The organism is Lactobacillus sp. MRS-253-APC-2B (assembly GCF_012843675.1).
Taxonomy (GTDB): Bacteria; Bacillota; Bacilli; order Lactobacillales; family Lactobacillaceae; genus Limosilactobacillus; species Limosilactobacillus pulli.
Genome location: NZ_JABAFO010000025.1, coordinates 1 through 16,511, shown reverse-complemented (window position 1 = coordinate 16,511; position 16,511 = coordinate 1). Strand labels below are relative to the sequence as shown.

At 46.3% G+C, this 16,511-nt stretch carries 15 protein-coding genes, 1 riboswitch and 1 other annotated feature; of the genes, 2 read left to right on the top strand and 13 right to left on the bottom strand.

From position 1 onward, the window contains the following. Nucleotides 1–93: 93 nt before the first annotated feature. From HF864_RS08795 to HF864_RS08745, 11 genes are all read right to left on the bottom strand, one after another. Nucleotides 94–300 (bottom strand): hypothetical protein, encoded by a 207-nt coding sequence (locus HF864_RS08795; RefSeq protein ID WP_169462612.1) that lies wholly within the window; start codon nt 298–300, stop codon nt 94–96. Between the two features lie 234 nt (nt 301–534). Further along, a complete protein-coding gene (locus HF864_RS08790) occupies nt 535–2,175 on the bottom strand; it encodes a polysaccharide biosynthesis protein (RefSeq protein WP_169462611.1) in 1,641 nt (546 codons plus the stop codon). 111 nt (nt 2,176–2,286) lie between these two features. Then, nucleotides 2,287–3,429: a PLP-dependent aspartate aminotransferase family protein gene (locus HF864_RS08785; RefSeq protein WP_169462610.1), complete on the bottom strand. Its 1,143-nt coding sequence runs from the start codon at nt 3,427–3,429 to the stop codon at nt 2,287–2,289. Between the two features lie 46 nt (nt 3,430–3,475). Next, nucleotides 3,476–4,621 carry a PLP-dependent aspartate aminotransferase family protein gene (locus HF864_RS08780; RefSeq protein WP_169462608.1) on the bottom strand — a complete coding sequence of 382 codons (1,146 nt, stop codon included), beginning with the start codon at nt 4,619–4,621 and terminating at the stop codon, nt 3,476–3,478. A gap of 479 nt (nt 4,622–5,100) precedes the next feature. Next, a complete protein-coding gene (locus HF864_RS08775; RefSeq protein ID WP_169462607.1) occupies nt 5,101–5,958 on the bottom strand; it encodes a transporter substrate-binding domain-containing protein in 858 nt (285 codons plus the stop codon). A 27-nt stretch (nt 5,959–5,985) separates the two neighbouring features. Beyond that, nucleotides 5,986–6,726 (bottom strand): amino acid ABC transporter ATP-binding protein, encoded by a 741-nt coding sequence (locus HF864_RS08770; protein ID WP_169462605.1) that lies wholly within the window; start codon nt 6,724–6,726, stop codon nt 5,986–5,988. A 12-nt stretch (nt 6,727–6,738) separates the two neighbouring features. Next, nucleotides 6,739–7,419 (bottom strand): amino acid ABC transporter permease, encoded by a 681-nt coding sequence (locus HF864_RS08765; RefSeq protein ID WP_169462603.1) that lies wholly within the window; start codon nt 7,417–7,419, stop codon nt 6,739–6,741. Next, a complete protein-coding gene (locus tag HF864_RS08760; protein WP_169462602.1) occupies nt 7,400–8,059 on the bottom strand; it encodes an amino acid ABC transporter permease in 660 nt (219 codons plus the stop codon). The genes HF864_RS08765 and HF864_RS08760 overlap by 20 nt, the downstream gene beginning before the upstream one ends. 395 nt (nt 8,060–8,454) lie before the next feature. Continuing rightward, nucleotides 8,455–8,718: a type II toxin-antitoxin system HicB family antitoxin gene (locus HF864_RS08755; protein ID WP_056968470.1), complete on the bottom strand. Its 264-nt coding sequence runs from the start codon at nt 8,716–8,718 to the stop codon at nt 8,455–8,457. A 74-nt stretch (nt 8,719–8,792) separates the two neighbouring features. Beyond that, a complete protein-coding gene (leuS, locus tag HF864_RS08750; RefSeq protein WP_169462601.1) occupies nt 8,793–11,210 on the bottom strand; it encodes a leucine--tRNA ligase in 2,418 nt (805 codons plus the stop codon). A gap of 68 nt (nt 11,211–11,278) precedes the next feature. Continuing rightward, nucleotides 11,279–11,493 (bottom strand) — a binding site (T-box leader). 55 nt (nt 11,494–11,548) lie between these two features. Next, complete coding sequence (locus tag HF864_RS08745; protein WP_169462600.1) at nt 11,549–12,463, bottom strand: ROK family protein; 915 nt, start codon at nt 12,461–12,463, stop codon at nt 11,549–11,551. Between the two features lie 280 nt (nt 12,464–12,743). Here HF864_RS08745 and HF864_RS08740 point away from each other — a divergent pair, with 280 nt between their 5' ends. Further along, complete coding sequence (locus HF864_RS08740; RefSeq protein WP_169462599.1) at nt 12,744–13,769, top strand: FAD:protein FMN transferase; 1,026 nt, start codon at nt 12,744–12,746, stop codon at nt 13,767–13,769. Between the two features lie 53 nt (nt 13,770–13,822). Here HF864_RS08740 and metK read toward each other — a convergent pair whose 3' ends face one another. Next, the gene (metK, locus tag HF864_RS08735; RefSeq protein WP_169462595.1) at nt 13,823–15,010 is read right to left on the bottom strand and encodes a methionine adenosyltransferase; all 1,188 of its coding nucleotides are present in this window, start codon (nt 15,008–15,010) and stop codon (nt 13,823–13,825) included. Continuing rightward, nucleotides 15,008–15,113, bottom strand: a riboswitch (SMK box riboswitch). It overlaps the preceding gene by 3 nt. Before the next feature lie 98 nt (nt 15,114–15,211). On the opposite strand from metK, the gene HF864_RS08730 reads away from it, so the two are divergent. Continuing rightward, nucleotides 15,212–15,949 carry a hypothetical protein gene (locus tag HF864_RS08730; RefSeq protein WP_169462594.1) on the top strand — a complete coding sequence of 246 codons (738 nt, stop codon included), beginning with the start codon at nt 15,212–15,214 and terminating at the stop codon, nt 15,947–15,949. 251 nt (nt 15,950–16,200) lie between these two features. Here HF864_RS08730 and HF864_RS08725 read toward each other — a convergent pair. Then, nucleotides 16,201–16,511, bottom strand: a 311-nt coding sequence (locus tag HF864_RS08725) for a transposase (RefSeq protein WP_240936907.1), incomplete at its 5' end; no start/stop codon positions are given.

Sequence of the window (16,511 nt, the reverse complement as noted above, 5' to 3'; positions counted from 1 at the left end):
TGTACGGTAACACCATTAAAGACCTTGATGGGTTTTTCTGTCCACTTAAATGTTCAACTTAAATTTTACAATCTGCCATTTATATTCGTTAATTTAGGCGGCAAACAGATCATTAACCGAGATGGCAATCTGTTTTGGCGTCATGTTATCTTGAACGATCTGACCCGAAGCCCGCAATTCCAGCTTGGCGTCTTTTGGCTCTTCATTCAGCTTGGTCAGATCAACTTCTTGGTTGTTGCTGTCCGTAACGTCGAAATGAGACTTCTTCATCTGGCTAATCGTTGTTTCATTGATTTCCATAATAAAATCAGCTCTCCTTTCTTGTTTACGACTACGTTTTAGCACGTCTTGATCAGTTTGTTAAATATTTTGACCTTTTTTGACCAAATATTAATGCAAAACAAAACATCCCATTTTTTACCTGGATAACCACAATGACGATCTAGTAGCAACTACTGAAGAAAGCCATTACGAATTGCTCTAGTATCAAAGAAATCCCCGTCTTAAATTAAGACGAGGATTTCTTTGATTACACTAACTCATATGCAATCGTTCTCGCAAAAGCTCAGCACGTGCACCCAGCAGATGATCGGCCAAGCGCGATTTCAAGGCCAGGTAGGCATAAATACCGCCACCAACGGCCACGCCAACTGCCAACAAGAAGAATGCAGCATAGCGACCATGCGGATTAACCAACAATCCTAGACCAGCCATCACCAGCTTGGTGACTACAAACATCACCAATGAAAAGGCCAGAATCTGATTGGTCGGCTTGTTCATTTCTTCAAAGTGCAGACCAAATTCCATGTTGAACGAATGTAAGATCAGATAATTCATTATGACCATAGACAATGCCGTTGCCAATAATGGCCCCATCCCTTTTAACAGCCAGATGCATGGGAACTGTAAAACCAGCTTGATGATCAGCCCGATGCCAAGGATCTTCATCATCTTACGGTTTTCCGAGATTCCTTGCATCATGGCCGCGGCTACACTGTAAAGTCCCATTGCAATCGAAGCAAACGCGGCAAACTCCAAGATGACAATCCCGGCTTGATTATAACGGTAAAAGACGGTGTAGACTTGTGGTGCCACGGCAACCAGTCCTAAAGAGGCCGGTACCATAATAAAGTAAAACAGCTCTAAGGCGTTTTCGATTTGTGTCCGCATCCCGGCTTGATCGTTTTTAGCTCGTGCATGAGCCAGCAATGGAATTACAGTCGTTGCCATTGATGATGCCACAGCGATAATAATCATATAGAGCTTATTGGCATTGAAGCTGAACATGGCATAGACCGTATTCATCTGATAGTAGGTAAAGTGACCAACCAATGGCATCATTTTAAAGAAGGTGTATTGATCAATCAGTTGGAAGATCGTAATCCCCGACTCGATTATGATAAATGGAATCGCTTGGTAGACAATCTTGCCAATCAGCTGCAGCGTTGAGATATCAGCTGCATCCAAGCTGCTTTTTGCCATTTCTTCCATCGGTTTCCGGTAGTGAATCCGTGCCAAAATCAAAACGGCAGCCGCTCCCAAGGCGCCGATAAAGGCAGCAAAAGTCGATTGCGTAACGGCCAGGACCCAGCTCCCTTTTTGGATCTTCATGACCAGATAAGTGGCGCCCAGCATGTAGATGATACGCAAGAGCTGCTCAATCAATTGCGAGATTGCTGACGGTGCCATCCAGCTATACCCTTGCAGATACCCTCTTGAAATACTGATGCTGGGAATTAAAAGTACGGCCCAGGCCAGCGAGCGAATCACTGGAATTTCGTTGGGATCACCACCATCGAGCAGTGCCGCGCCAAACATCATAATCAAAGCTGAAATCACCCCAGTTGCCATCGAAACGTACATCCCGGTATGATATAGCTTTTTACTGATATTGGTCTGATTTATCCCATTATAGTGAGCGACCAGTTTGGACATCGCCGAAGGAATCCCAGCCGTTGCAATCACCAAAAACAGATTGTAGATGTTGTACCCTTTGGCATAAAGCGCGTTGGCCTGATCACTGTAGGCACCCATCCAGGTAACCCAAGGGATAATGTAGAGTGCACCCAGCACTCGCGACAATACGCTCCCCGCTGTCATCCAGGCCGACCCACTGAGCATTTTTGCCTTGGCCGTGGCCTGTTTGCTCGGGGCCGTTTTTTGTTGTGCATCCATAATTTGCTGCTTTCCTACCTTTTTAATTGTTAAAATTTCAAAAATAATCCTAACCATTCTAGCTTGATTTGGCAGATAGCGCAAATTAATTAATAAATTGTTAAGAAAAGCTTAACGATAAGCCAGTGCCTGCTTGATATCTTTGATCAGATCATCAGCATCCTCTAAGCCAACTGAAAGCCGCAATAATTTGGTCGTGATCCCCAGCCGCTGACGTTGCTTGACTGGAACGTCGGCATGCGTCTGGTAGTATGGAATCGTAATCAGACTCTCAATGCCGCCCAGACTTTCGGCAAACGTGATCACCTTGACGTTGTTCAACAGCCTTTCGACTTGTGACTCTTCTTTTAAATAAAAGCTGACCATGCCGCCTTTGCCTGGATAAAGCACTTTTTCAACTTCAGGTGCCTGCTTAAGATATTCAACGATGGCTTGGGCGTTTTTAGTATGCTGAGCCATGCGTACCTTGAGCGTTTTAAGACTTCGCAAAAGCAGCCATGAGTCAAACGAGTCCAGCGTATCACCTGTCGTAATGTAGTAGTCGTAATATTCATCAGCGAGTTTTTCATCTTTAACGACAACGGCACCGCCCAACAAGTCATTGTGACCGGACAGGTACTTAGTCGCACTATGAATCACTACATCGGCACCTTCCAGTAATGGCCGCTGATAGATTGGCGTATAAAACGTATTATCGACAATTACTTTAATCTGCGGATCGTATTCATGAACTGCTGTAGCCACTGCGTGAATGTCGATTTCTTTCATTGTTGGGTTGGATGGTGTTTCCAGCCAGACAATTTTGGTATCTGATGTCAGCTTGGCAACCAACTCTGAAATCTTTTGCCCGTTCCATTGATCAAACTCAATACCGGCATGCTTTTTGAGATAGTCAAAGTAGCGAAAGTCCCCACCGTATAGATCATCTAAAGAAATCAAACGATCGCCCGTCTTTAAAATGCTTAGTGCCAATTGTACGGCAGCCATCCCAGAGCTAAGGGCAAAGCCGGTCGTACCACCTTCTAGGCTGGCCAATGTTTTTTCGACAGCCCGACGATTAGGCGTCGATAAACGCGAATAGGTGTAGTTTTTGGTCGCATCAAAATTGATGGCTTCTTTTAATGTTGGGTGGCGATAGTTGGATGACAGATAGATCGGCAACGAAACCGCGCCTCTTTCATCTTCATGATTACCTGCTTGAGCCGCAATCGTTGCCAGTGACAGTTCAGATTCATTCTTTTGACATTCACACATAAGTAGATTCCTTCTTTCCTAAATTCTCAAACTCCCAGTTATTAAATCAGCGCGCCTTAGCCAATGCCTGATCAAGATCGGCAATCAGATCACGCTGGTCTTCGATACCGACTGCCAAGCGAATCAGCCCTGGCGTAATCCCAGCTTTGAGCTGTTCGGTTGGTGAAAGCTCCGCGTGACTCATCTTGCTTGGCAGTTCAACCAGACTTTCAACCGACCCTAAACTGACCGCTAATTGAAACAGCTGCAATGAATTGACGAACCTAACCGCATCCACGTCATCGCTTAATTCAACTGATAGCACGCCACCCGCTCCCTTGGCTTGGCTGCTCAGCGTTTCATAGCCTGGCTGGCCTGAAAGACCGGGATAATAGATTTTTTTGACGGCTGACAGTGGCTGTAGATGAGCAATAATCGCCTTGACGTTGGCCTGCTGGCGATCCATTCTGACGCTTAACGTCTGCAGTCCGCGCCGCACCAGATTACTGTCTTCTGGTGAAAGCACGGCTCCTAATGCGTTTTGAATAAAGTAAAGTCGTTTGCCCAGTTCTTCATCATTGGTAATCACCGCCCCGGCACTAACGTCGGAATGACCAGCCAGATACTTGGTCGCACTATGAATGACGATATCAGCCCCCAATGTCAGCGGCTGGCACAGATAAGGACTTAAAAACGTGTTGTCAACAATCGTCAGCAAATGATACTTTTTGGCAACGTCAGCCACGGCTTTGATTGAGGTCACCTGCAGCAATGGATTGGTGACTGGCTCAAAGTAAATGGCCTTGGTGTTAGGTTGAATGGCTTTTTCAATGGCGGCTGGATTTCTGGTGTCAACCGGTGTCGCGTTCAGTCCCCAGCGTTTAAAGAACTGATTGAGCAGCCGAAACGTGCCGCCATAGATCTGATCGCCAACAATGATATGGTCGCCGGCTTTAAAAATCGCCAATGCCGTATGAATCGCCGCCATCCCAGAAGAAAGCGCAAATCCCCGCGTGCCATGTTCCAGAGCCGCTAATTGATCTTCCAGGTACTGGCGCGTTGGATTGCCCGAACGTCCGTAGTCATACTGTACCGATGCCCCAATTTTAGGATAGCGGTAGGTCGTTGAAGTATAGATCGGTACGTTGACGGCTCCCGTCTGATTGTCATTTTGGGCTGGTCCGTGTACCAGTCTGGTATTAAATTCTGTCATGTTGTGCTCCTTTCTCAGGCAATAAAAAAGCCCTGAACCTAATTGATAGATTCAGGACGACGCAGCTGATCCGACGTGGTACCACCCGATTTTACCGCTGGATTGCCCACAGCGGCCTCAACAACACCAATTGATGTCTGGGATGGTAACGGATCCTGCCGGGAATTCAGCCAATTTGACCAAACGCCTTGCTCCAAGCTCATCTTCAGCTGCTGGTTCGTGCTGCCCTTTCACTAACGGCAGTCGCTGAAACACTAATAAAGCAGCCTACTCTTCTCTTCAACGCTTTTGTAATTATTATTTAATGTTTTTCTTAATTTTTACTCATTATAGTCACGTAGTTTTCTCATGTCAACTAAATTTTTTACTCTGTACTAAAAATTTAGTAAATCACATTCATCCATCAATCAATTAAAAAACGCCGCGGCAATTAACCGACGACGTTTTTACAGTTCATATTTTAGAGCATTCATCAATGACTATTTTTGATTAGTCAAAATGATGTCGCTAGCCTTAACCTCGGAACCGAAGTAAGGCTTCAACTCTTGATTGTAGTCTTTTTCAAAGAAGTTTTCACCGTTAAGCTTGGTGATTTCCTTGTTGGTCCAGTTCAAAAGTGACTTGTTCCCTTTCTTAACAGCTGGGGCGATGTATGAGCTCTTACCCAACTGCTTGATGCCGACCGTGTACTTAGGATTGTTCTTGACCCAAGCGTACAGGTAAGAGTTATCGTCAGCCAATGCCTTGGCCCGACCATTTTTAAGCGCGTTGAACTGCTGCGTCTTGGAGTCAAACTTCAAAAGACTGGCGCCGGTCTGGTGTTGAGTAAAGTATTGTTCCGCCGTCGTGCCCTTGTTGACGATCAGCTTTTGTCCCTTTAATTGGCTGACCTTAGTAATTGGATCGCTCTTTTTAGAAACGACCCCAACGGAAACCTTCATGTATGGCTTGGCAAAATCAACCGTCTGCTTACGTTCCGGCGTGACCGTAAAGTTGGCCAAAACCAGATCCGCCTTGTTAGAGTTCAGCGTGTCAACCCGGTTGTTGGCGTTAACCTGTACGAACTTGGCCTTGACGCCTAAGTCCTTGGCAATCCGCCGTGCCAGATACAGATCATATCCTACGCGCTTGCCGTCTTTGTTAACCCACCCATATGGCGGCAGATCACCAAAGACGGCAATCTTGATATAGCCGCGCTTCTTGATTGCCGATACCGAACTTTGATTATCAGCGGCATGGGCCGTCAAAGTACCTGCCAATGGTGCAAATGCCAACAGAAATACTCCCAGGGCCAATACCAGCGTTTGAATCAGTTTTTTTAGACTCTGCTTTTTCATAATTAATTCCCCTTTTCTCAAAAACACTTAAAAATCCATACTCTCTAAGAACTTCTGTGCACGCTCGGTCTGCGGCTGCTTAAAGAACTGCTGACCCGGCGTATCCTCTAAAATATGACCATCTTCCAAAAACAGCACCCGATCGGCAATCTGGGCGGCAAAATTCATCTCATGGGTTACGATCAGCATCGTCATGTCTTCTTCGTCACTCAGTTTCTTGATGATCTCCAAGACTCCTCTTACCATCTCAGGATCCAATGAGGCCGTGACCTCATCAAACAGCATCAAATCCGGATGCATCGCCAGCGCTCTGACGATGGCAATCCGCTGCTTTTGGCCACCTGACAGCTGCCGCGGGTAAGACTGCGCATAATCGCTCAAACCAACCATGGCCAGCAGTTTTTTGGCTTCAGCTTCTGCCTCCTTTTGTTCCCGGTGCTGAACCTTGGTTGGTGCCAGGACGATGTTTTCTAAAACCGTCATATTTGGAAACAGGTCATAGCTTTGAAAAACCATGCCGATCTTTTGTCGCAGCTCTTGCCAATGCTTTTCATCTGGAATCACGTTTTTGCCTTCAAAAGTAATCTGACCGCTTTGAAAGTCCTCTAAGCCGTTCAACGTGCGAATCGTCGTACTTTTGCCCGATCCGGAAGGTCCCAGCAGTGCCAGCACCTCACCTTTTTTGAGATCAAAGTTAATATCGAACAAGACTTGACGTTTACCGTAAAACTTGTTTAAATGTGCTACTTTTAAAATTTCTTCAGTCAAAAGACATCCCCCTTAATCTGCTTGCTTGGCATCCATCTTTTTTGCCCAGCGCGACAGTGGATAATCCACCAGGAAATAAAACACGAAAATCAAACCATAGACCCAAAAGACCCCTGTTCGATAAAGATGATTATTGGCCTCGATAATCTGCTGACCAATGTTGATGACATCCATCACGCTGATCATCATCAAAAGTGAGGTCGTTTTAATCACCCGCGTTGCCAGATTGATCGTTGCCGGCATCTCCAGGCGAAATGCTTGGGGCAACAAAACATATCTAAACAGCTGGTGGCGGTTCAAGCCCAACGCCATACCCGATTCCCACTGATGCTTAGGAACCGAGATCAAAGCTCCTCGAACAATATCGCTGAATTCCGCGGCTACCCATAAGGCAAAGGCAACAACGGCCATCAAAGATCCAGGGAGGTTGGCCACATGCATCATTCTTGGCAGGATGTAATAGGCCAAAAACAGCAGCACAACCGTGGGCACGATCCGGAAAAATTCTAGATAAAGCCGTAGAATCAAGCGCAGCAGCCGATTCTTAAACGTCCGCAAGATCCCCAGCAGCGCGCCCAACGCCAACCCAATCAGCAAAGATAATGCTGCGATCCAAACCGTGGTCCATAATCCGCCTAGCAGTCGGACAAAATTGTGGCCCTCAAACAAAACATTAATTCCCGAATGTGCCATAGCGAACCCTCCTTTCCAGCCAGGTCAAAATCAAGGATAGTGGAATCAAGATAATTGCGTAGGCGATCACCAAAACGAAAAGATATTCGTTGGAACGGTAGTAAAGACCGATCAGATCCAGGGCCGTGTTCGTTAATTCTGGAATGGCAATCACCGAAAAAATCGAGGTTTCTTTAATTAAAAAAATCACATTGGCAGCTAGCGCCGGTACCGAAAGCGCGAACCCTTGCGGAAAGACTACGTAACGGGCCAGCTGCCAGTCGCTCATTCCTAGCGCCTTGCCGGATTCAAGCTGCGTCTTGGCCACCCCGTTAAAGCCACCGCTGAATCCTTCTGCCATGTAGGCGCCACCTAAAAAGATCAGACCAACGATTCCACAGGTAGCCGCGCTCATTTTCCAGCCAATTACCGGAAAGGCATAGTATAAAAAGAACAACTGAATCAAAAGCGGCGTATTGCGGGCCAGCTCAACATAAGCACCCAGGATGCCTGCCAGATACGGTACCTTGAAATACCGCACCAGACTGACGATAATGCCCACAATCATCGCGCCTAGAATACCAATTAAAGACAGCCACAGCGTCAGCCGAAAGCCCTTGGCAAACTCCGGCAGGCTCTGCTGAATGATCGTCCAACTCAAACCTCTCACTCTCCTTTTAGACAAATAATTGCATAATGTCTAATCTAAAAATGCATAAAAAAAGGCCTGCTGTCTCTTCCTTCCTCAAACAGCCTTTTGAGTTCCCAAAAAAATTCAGGAACCCAAAAAGGCCTCAAATCGATCAATCGACTGAGGATGAATTAACAACAGGCCATCATTGACACAAGGGCAGAAATTTTCCGTGATGCAAACTGATTATTCAACATGAAAATTCCTCCCTTCCGCAATGATTTAATGATTAAAATTCTCTTAAAAAATTAATGATTTTATTATAGCGAGCTGGTTTTCAAATGTCAACCTCTTATCTTTAGTAAGACATTTTACCAAACACATCCCGCTACGTTTAATTCCCGCCATTACGGCAATTAAGCATCTCAATATTTTTCCAGATCAACCTCAACCATGCGCACCTCATGATCAGGAAATGCTTTTTGCACCTGCTCAAGTGGGGTGACTTTTGGCGCCGGTTCAAAATGCCCTAATTTATCGTTGATCACGATTGCCAGACCCAGCTTGGCATTTTCAATGGCCTCATCCATGGTCTGCCCTTGCGTAAAAGCCTCTGGTACATCAGGAAAATCAACTTGAATCTCTTTTGCCGTCGGTGTAAAAACCGCTGCGTAACTGACTAATTCCATTTTTAATTCCTTTCTCAAAAGTAAAAAGGCCAGCTTCGACGATGCCGAATGCCGACCTTTTGATTAATCATCGCTTACTTCACCACGATGTTGACAATGTGGTTTGGTACGACGATAACCTTCTTGATTTCTTTACCTTCAATAAACTTTTGTACGTGTTCGTTGGCTAATGCCTTTGCTTGAGCCGTTTCTTTGTCGGCATCCTTTGGCATTTCGATTCGAGCACGAACCTTGCCGTTAACCTGGACGATCATTTCAACCGTGGCTTCTTCCAAGGCTTTTGGATCGTAAGTTGGCCATGGCTGGTAGGCAATCGTATCGGAAACGTGGAATTGACTCCAAAGTTCTTCGGCAACGTGTGGAATAACTGGTGAGATCATCTTGATCAGACCTTCCATGTATTCAACCGGCAGATCATCAACCTTGTAGGCCTCATTAACAAAGACCATCAGTTGGGAAATCGCCGTGTTGAAGTGCATCCGCTCAAAGTCTTCCGTAACCTTCTTGACGGTCTGGTTGTAGATGTGCGTCAGCTTGCCATCATTAAAGTTGGAAACACGGTCACGCAGATGGTTGTTGTCATCCATCATCAAACGCCATACCCGGTTGATCCACTTGTAGGCACCGTGCAATCCCTTAGTATCCCAAGGCACGGACTCAGTCAAAGGACCCATAAACATTTCGTACAGCCGCAGCGTGTCGGCACCGTATTGTTCTACGATGTCATCTGGGTTAACGACATTGCCCTTGGACTTGGACATCTTTTCGTGGTTGGAGCCCAGAATCATCCCTTGGTTAACCAACTTCATAAATGGCTCTGGCGTTGGTACGAAGCCCAGGTCATACAGTACCTTGTGCCAGAAGCGGGCGTACAGCAGGTGCAAGACGGCGTGTTCGGCCCCACCAACGTACAGATCAACCGGTGACCAGTAGTCCAGTGCCTCTTTGGAAGCAAATTCCTTTTCGTTGTGCGGATCCGTGTAGCGCAACCAGTACCATGATGAACCGGCCCACTGTGGCATCGTGTTGGTTTCACGCAGACCATGACGACCGTTTTCGTCATAAACGTTGATCCAATCAGTTGCGTTGGCCAGTGGACTCTCACCGGTACCAGATGGCTCAATGTTCTTCATGTCAGGCAGCTTTAATGGCAGCTCGTCTTCTGGAACCAATGAAGTCGTACCGTCATCCCAGTGAATAACCGGAATTGGCTCACCCCAGTAGCGTTGCCGAGAGAAGATCCAGTCGCGCAGCCGGTAGTTGACCTTCTTGTGGCCGGCATCATGTTCTTCCAGCCAGTCAATCATCGCCTTTTTGGCTTTTTCGATCTTCATGCCATCCAAGAAGCCAGAGTTGATGTGCTCACCATCACCAGCATAAGCGGCTTCGGAAATGTCGGCATCCTTGATGATTGACTTGATTGGCAGATCAAACTTCTTGGCAAAGTCCCAGTCACGCTGGTCACCGGCAGGCACGGCCATTACCGCACCAGTACCGTATGAGGCCAAAACGTAGTCTGAAATCCAGATTGGCAGCTTTTCGCCGTTAACCGGGTTAATGGCGTAAGATCCAGTAAATACACCAGTCTTGTCCTTGTTTAAGTCAGTCCGTTCCAGATCCGAGCGGCGTGACGTTGTTTCTTTGTAGGCTTCAACTTCAGCCTTGTGTTCAGGCGTCGTTAATTCATCGACCAGGTCCAGTTCTGGTGCCAAAACAACGTATGAGGCACCAAACAGCGTGTCAGGACGCGTCGTGAAGACCTCGATCTTGTCATCATGACCATCGATACCAAAGAAGACGGAAGCCCCTTCAGAACGGCCGATCCAGTTGCGCTGCATTTCCTTAACGCTTTCTGGCCAGTCAACCAGGTCCAGATCATCAATCAAACGATCAGCATAGGCCGTGATCTTCAAGACCCATTGCTTCATTGGCTTACGGTAAACTGGGTAGCCGCCACGTTCTGTTTTGCCATCAACGACTTCTTCATTGGAAACAACCGTACCACCCATAAAGTCGGGGGCCCAGTTGACCATGATCTCGTCCTCGTAGGCCAGCCCCTTCTTGTAGAGCTGTTCAAAGATCCATTGCGTCCACTTGTAGTAGTTTGGATCAGTCGTGTTGACTTCACGATCCCAATCGTATGAGAAGCCCAGCGATTGAATCTGATCTCTGAAGTGGTCGATATTTTGGTTGGTAAAGCCTTTTGGATTATGACCAGTCTTTAAGGCATATTGTTCAGCCGGCAGACCAAAGGCATCCCAGCCCATTGGGTGCAGCACGTTGTAGCCTTGCATCCGCTTCATCCGAGAAACCACGTCCGTTGCGGTGTAGCCTTCAGGGTGACCAACATGCAGCCCTTGTCCAGATGGGTATGGGAACATGTCTAAAGCATAGTACTTCTTTTGGTCCTTGTTGATCTCGGCCTTAAAGGTCTTGTTCTTCTTCCAGTAGCGCTGCCATTTCTTTTCAATCGTTTTGTGATCGTAAGCCATTGCTATTGCTCCTTTTAAAATCCTAATTTTCGGTAGGCTTGATCGTATAAAAAAACGCCCTGCAACAAATGCAGGACGAATCTAAAATCCGCGGTACCACCTGAATTCCACGCATTATGCATGGCACTTGAGATTCTTAACGCGAATTTCACGTTGCCGCCTACTATTGATTCAGCAGCAATTTTTTGAGGCCAGTTCACCAAGGTCTGCTCCGGACTTGCACCCCCGTCCGGTCTCTTTAAGCAGAAAAATCGGCTACTAACTCCTCTACGATCAAAGATTACAAACTATTCTAGCAAGGACTGTCAATAAGTGCAAGTCCCTTTTCTAATGATTTTTTAATTTTGCTCGTCGAGTTTCAGCAGCAAAGCGTCCAAAGCCCCATACAGATTGGCATCATTTTTGAACTTGGCAGGTTCGATCTTTGGCTTGACCATTTCTTTTTTGACGATTGGCATTGAGTCAACCAGCTGGTCATATTGATCATTGATGGTCTTGATCAGAACCGGCTGCGCTGAGATTCCGCCACCGATCACGACCTTGTTCAAATCGACGATTGCCTGCATGCTCAAAATCAAGCAGGCAATCTGGTAGCAATATTCGTTAAAGACCTTGGCTGCATCTGGGTTGCCAGCCTCAATCATCCGAAAGGCAGCCTGGCCATCGGCACCTTCTGGCAGGCCAGAAGCTTTGATAACGTCTTGAATCATCTTGACCGATGAGCCGTTAAAGCCGGCCAAGCGATCGGTTCCTTCAGCTTTAAAGTTGGTTGGTACAAAATTCAGCATCCCGGCACCAGCATGTGCACCATAGTTTAATTGGCCATTGGTGATAATTCCTGAGCTGATGTCCGTTCCCAAAAGAATGGCCGCGGCATCCGTTTCACCATGCAGGTTGCCCAGCCAGGACTCGGCTAACGCTGCCGCGCGTCCTTCGTTTTCTACGATAATTGGTAGAATCTTACGATAATGTTCCTTAAAGAGCTTTGGCAGATCCCAACCCTTTAAAAACGGCAAAGTGTCGCTAAATACAACAACCTCATTTTTAGGATCAACCTTGCCTGGTACGCAGACTGCCAAGCCGCTGATTTCAGACTGATACTGATCGATAATGACATAAATCGACTTCATGAATTCTGTCAAGCTGGAAGTTGGCGTCGGTACCTTGTCTTTTTTGGTAATTTGACCGGCGTTGTTCAGCAAGGCATACTTAATCGTTGTCCCTCCGACATCGATACTTAAGAATGAATGCATGACTCTAGACCCCTTCCTTGATTTAACCTTTACGGGTCCATCTTACTCGTTTTAAATGGTTTTTTCCAGGGATATTGTGAACAATTTCTCAGATATTTGACAAATTTAACGCAAACGAATTCATTGGCATCAAAACGGCTTTTATAAAAATATAATTTTCAATATTGCTGACTATTTCGTCTTATGGTTGTTCACTAATTAACTTATTTTCGATTACGTTGACAAAGCATCTAAGGTTATAATTACAGTAGTATTCTTGAAGCCAAGAAAGGACACCATCATGGAAAATCAAACCCCGCTTTGGTCTAACGATCATCCCCAAATCATCAATCAGCTGGCACAGCATACCATTTCAAAAACCTATTATGGACTGGGCACCAATATTGTCTTAACAGCATTTGGCAGTGCAAGTCAGCGCGACTTGGACGATGCCTATGCATTAATTGCTCGCTATGAAGACATTTTGACCGTTAATCGCGATCATTCTGAGTTAATGGCCGTCAACCAGGCTGCTGGTAAGTGCCCGGTTCAGGTTTCTTATGCCAGCTATCATCTGGCCAAAAAAGCTATTGAGATCAGCCTGGAAGACAATGGCTTTGATGCCTTGATTGGGCCATTGGTCAAGCTTTGGCACATTGGCTTTGATGATGCCCACGTTCCCAGCGAAAAAGCCATTCAAGAGCGTCTGCAGCTGATCGATCCGCATGACGTTGAGTTAAATGATGATGACATGACGATCTTTTTAAAAAAGCCAGGTATGGAAATCGATCTGGGCGCCATCGCCAAGGGCTATATCGCTGATCGCATCCGGGATCTATGGCGCTCGCGTGACATCCGTGCCGGCATCATTGATCTGGGCGGCAATATTTTAATGCATGGCACGGCTCCTAAGCACCAAGACGGCCTATGGCGTATCGGTGTTCAAGATCCTAGTGCCAAGCGCGGTCAGTCAATTTTAGTCGCTGCCCTGCCCGAATGTTCTGCCGTTACCAGCGGCATTTATGAGCGTCATCTGCAAGCCGATGGGCAAGACTATCACCATATCATCGATCCAGCTACCGGTCACCCTAGAAAAACACAATTGGCGGGGGTAACCGTCTTTTCTGGGCTGTCGATTACTGGTGAGATTGAGACCGGACGCCTCTTTTTTGCTGGTCAGCCAATTCCCAACTGGGTCAAAGATCATCCCGACGTCATGGGGGCCGTCTTTGTTGATCAGAATCGTCACGTTAAAATCGTTGGCCTAAAGCAAGATCAGGTACGTATTCTTGATCACAGCTATGATATTGAATTCGTTGCAGATTAAATAAAAACCATCGCTGCCAACCGCAGCGATGGTTTTCTTGTTTAATGAAAATATTAGCCTAAAATAGCCTTTAACTCGTCAACCTTGTCCAAGTGTTCCCATGGCAGGTCAATGTCGGTCCGACCAAAGTGACCATAAGCAGCCGTCTGTTTGTAGATTGGCCGCTTCAGATCCAGCATCTTGATGATTCCGGCTGGCCGCAGATCAAACGTCTTGCGTACGGCATCAATCAGTTCTGCTTCTGACTTGGTACCCGTGCCAAACGTATTGATTGAAATTGAAACTGGCTGCGCCACCCCAATTGCGTAGGCAACCTGAATCTCCAGGCGCTTGGCATAGCCAGCTGCAACCAAGTTCTTGGCAATGTAGCGAGCCGCATAGCTTGCCGAACGGTCAACCTTGGTAGCATCTTTACCAGAAAAGGCCCCGCCACCATGGTGTGCTGCCCCACCGTAAGTATCTACGATAATCTTACGACCGGTCAGACCAGCATCGCCTTGTGGACCGCCAATTACGAAACGGCCGGTTGGATTGATGAAGTACTTAGTGTTATCATCCAACAGATCAGCCGGAATTACTTCTTTGATGACTTGTTCGATAACGTCGTGACGAATCTGATCCAAAGAAACCTCTGGATCATGCTGTGTACTTAAGACAACCGTGTCGACACGCAACGGCTGGTCATTTTCGTCGTATTCAACGGTTACTTCGGCCTTGGCATCAGGACGCAGGTAGGCAATCGTACCTTCCTTGCGCAGCTTGGCAATCCGCTGCATCAGCTTGTGGCTGAGCATTAAAGTCAATGGCATGTATTCTGGCGTTTCATCGGTGGCATAGCCAAACATGAGCCCTTGGTCACCAGCACCAATCTTATCTAATGGATCAATATTACCGCCCCGCGTTTCCAAGGAGTCGTCAACTCCTTGCGCGATATCAGGCGATTGTTCATCGATGGCAGTAATTACGGCACAATTATCGGCATCAAAGCCGTAAAGACCATTCGTGTAGCCGATTTGACGAATGGTTTCGCGAACGATCTGTTGAATGTTGACGTAAGCCGTAGTTGACATTTCGCCAAATACCAGTACCAGGCCAGTTGTAACCGAGGTCTCGATCGCACAGCGCGCATCCGGATCCTCCGTCAGCACAGCATCAAGGATTGCGTCACTGATTTGGTCAGCAATCTTGTCTGGGTGTCCTTCCGAAACTGATTCGGATGTAAATAAGTGTCGTTCAGTCATTTTGATAATTCCCCCATTTTCTAAACTAAAAAGTTCGGTTATTGCGGTTACAAGGCATCTTCACAATCTGTGAATCCTATCGGGAATTTGCTTTATAACGTTCACCATCCTAACATAGTCACGTGATAATAATCAATTTTTAATATTGGATTTGGTACAATAATATAAAATTATTCATCGACTCGTTCAGGAGGAATCTTTTTGCAAAATCTACTATCGCGCTTTCGGCTGCAGTTTCAAGACATCAACTGGCGCGATCTGCTGCCTAATGTTTTCTTGATCATGTGCTGTTGGTCTTATGTTCCTTTTGCCTATGCCATTCAGATCAAAACCACCGTCTTTTCTCATGACCTGTACAGTTTGTTTGCCTATCAGGCCTGCGTTGCGCTAGCTTTGACCATCATCTCTGATCAGCAGTCCGGTTCATTGAACTCAATTATTCCGCTGGCGCTCAGCTTTTTGTTTGCCATCAGCGGCTTTTTGCACGGCAACGTTTTTTTGTTCGTCCTGCTTTTACTGCCGCCTTGCTATCTTTTGATCTGTGAGCTTTATCTGCATGAGTTTCAAAATCCAATCGGGCTATTCGTTTTTGCCTTTTTGATGACCTTGAGCATTCCAGTGGCATTTACTTTTATCTCAGTGAAGTTCTTGTCTTGGAGCTATTTAATCAAACTGGTACCACTGCTTTTGATCTTTTGTTTCTACGATGCCCCATTGTTTTTACGACACGAGGCCCGTTTTTCATTAATCGAGGGGGGCATTGGCATCGCATTGATTTTGGCAATGCTGACGCGGCCACTTAAGATCACACTTTTTTTGGCGATTGCAGTGGTGATCTTAAGCTGGTGGCTGTTGCAGCGATTGATGCCAGAACCGCATAATCAGATTTTTTATAATTTATTGCAGCTATTAGCAACGGTACTGACATTTTGGGTCTAACTGCTGCAAAAAACATGTGTAATGTAGGCAATTTTTGATTTTGACTACATATCCGAAGACTTAAATACAGACGTTTTTCTTATTGCCGTTATCGCTGGTATTCCGATATTCCAACGAGGGAGTAATCGCATTGACCAGTGCAGGCGCTTGTGTGCCACTCTTGCAACATCTAAGGAAGGCTCTCGCACTTCCCCGGGTACAGCCAACCCGCATGGTTATGGCCGAAGCCTTAACCACCTTTCTATTAAAATTTATAGCGCATGATTCAATTCTGGATACTCAGCCAGTGCTAAAAGGCTAAGCATCGCATTCTTATCCCGATCTACGACTTTATTGTAGTTTGGGCATTTTTTGTTATAGCAAACAAATTCATTGTGTTTGGTACCGTGCTTCTTATTACCGTAAAGAGTGATCTTATCATCACCTTTTTTGACGTTGCCACAGACTGCACAACGCTGGGTAGACGGGTACAGCTTGTTAGCCATAATAAGTTCCTTGCCGTACCAGTCGCACTTATAGGTCAAGATCTGCTTAAACTTGCCGAACATTGACCGATGAACGC

Bases quoted from the DNA above. Each gene is read 5' to 3' on its own strand.
- HF864_RS08795 (WP_169462612.1), bottom strand. From the start codon at position 300: ATGGAAATCAATGAAACAACGATTAGCCAGATGAAGAAGTCTCATTTC.
- HF864_RS08790 (WP_169462611.1), bottom strand. From the start codon at position 2,175: ATGGATGCACAACAAAAAACGGCCCCGAGCAAACAGGCCACGGCCAAG.
- HF864_RS08785 (WP_169462610.1), bottom strand. From the start codon at position 3,429: ATGTGTGAATGTCAAAAGAATGAATCTGAACTGTCACTGGCAACGATT.
- HF864_RS08780 (WP_169462608.1), bottom strand. From the start codon at position 4,621: ATGACAGAATTTAATACCAGACTGGTACACGGACCAGCCCAAAATGAC.
- HF864_RS08775 (WP_169462607.1), bottom strand. From the start codon at position 5,958: ATGAAAAAGCAGAGTCTAAAAAAACTGATTCAAACGCTGGTATTGGCC.
- HF864_RS08765 (WP_169462603.1), bottom strand. From the start codon at position 7,419: ATGGCACATTCGGGAATTAATGTTTTGTTTGAGGGCCACAATTTTGTC.
- HF864_RS08755 (WP_056968470.1), bottom strand. From the start codon at position 8,718: ATGGAATTAGTCAGTTACGCAGCGGTTTTTACACCGACGGCAAAAGAG.
- leuS (WP_169462601.1), bottom strand. From the start codon at position 11,210: ATGGCTTACGATCACAAAACGATTGAAAAGAAATGGCAGCGCTACTGG.
- HF864_RS08745 (WP_169462600.1), bottom strand. From the start codon at position 12,463: ATGCATTCATTCTTAAGTATCGATGTCGGAGGGACAACGATTAAGTAT.
- HF864_RS08740 (WP_169462599.1), top strand. From the start codon at position 12,744: ATGGAAAATCAAACCCCGCTTTGGTCTAACGATCATCCCCAAATCATC.
- metK (WP_169462595.1), bottom strand. From the start codon at position 15,010: ATGACTGAACGACACTTATTTACATCCGAATCAGTTTCGGAAGGACAC.